Annotated in this window: 1 protein-coding gene; it reads right to left on the bottom strand. The window is 33.6% G+C overall.

The features are described 5' to 3' along the window. Nucleotides 1-128: 128 nt before the first annotated feature. The coding region (locus EHW90_RS13220; RefSeq protein ID WP_124953119.1) for an IS1634 family transposase at nucleotides 129-1,179 on the bottom strand (1,051 nt) is incomplete at its 5' end.

The raw sequence follows: 1,179 nt of genomic DNA, 5'->3' as shown, positions 1-1,179 counted from the left end.
CGAATCTTTACAGACAGATGCCGAAATTAAAAGCGGAAGCAGTGTGAAGATAGAGTAATCTTTGCTTGCAATAGTTATGGTTTAGTGATATTACCTGACTTCCGTCGTTTCTCTCAAAACCTAGTACTCTAGGTATCCAAGAGCATGCAGTTTTGAAAGAAATTGTCGACTTCAGCTTTGGTTAAATAGAGGGCATCAAGGTTACTAAAACCAACCAGTTTTTTAACCTTTTCGTTAATGGCTTGATCTCTTGATATATTGATATATGTATTATCACCTTTATTTACCACCCTAAAATCACGCATAAAGTTGATCAAGTCATAAGAGTTTATTTTATTCTTGAAGCACTTGATTTCCAATACTCTTAAAAGAAACAAGCTAAGGTAGCATATCAAAAAATGCCCATAGATTGTTTCTTTTTTCTGTAAATAAACCGGTCTGGCATCAAGGTATGATTTTGTAATTCTAAAAGATTCCTCGATTTTCCATAGGCTATGGTATGTCTTATATACCTGTAACGGATCCATATCTATCTCAGATGTAACTAAAAGATTATATCCTGCATATTTAAGATCTTCATCAATCTTGGATTTGTTTAGACCTATCATAGGCTTTATTGTCTTGCCTGAACTATCTTTAGTTACGATATCTACATATTTAGCACAATCTCCAAGTTCATCTTTAGCTATATTTTTGTATGTAGAAAACTTTGAAGCTTTATCAACCATCTTCATTATTTCAAGCCTTTGTTTTTTTGCAAGGTTAGGATTATAAGAGACGATACGCTTTTCTTTTACAGAGAACCTCGTAACACTCTCTTTTCCTGTTTCCGGATTAATCTCTTTAAAACTGTAATCAAAGCTGTCAATACATGATTTAAGACGAAAAGATATATTACCTCTTTCATCAGTATAGTTAGAAAAGACATTTGCGTCGTTCTCAAGTAGAACCCATTTCTTTTCCTTTTCACTTAGATTCTTACCATGTATTGACTTTGAAAATATATAGCCGTCATTAGCTTCTTTAACGGCAGCATAAATATTTCTTGCACAATTAAGGCCTTTATCAGCCACCTGAATGGTCTTACCTGATACGTTATGTCGTTGCTTCATTTCTTCAATAACTTTTCTAATATATGGCTTTTCCGATTCATTTCCGGGATACATTTGCATGGAGACA

The sequence above is a fragment of the Lachnoanaerobaculum orale genome, from assembly GCF_003862485.1.
Taxonomy (GTDB): Bacteria; Bacillota; Clostridia; order Lachnospirales; family Lachnospiraceae; genus Lachnoanaerobaculum; species Lachnoanaerobaculum orale.
This window is presented reverse-complemented; position numbering and strand designations above follow the sequence as displayed.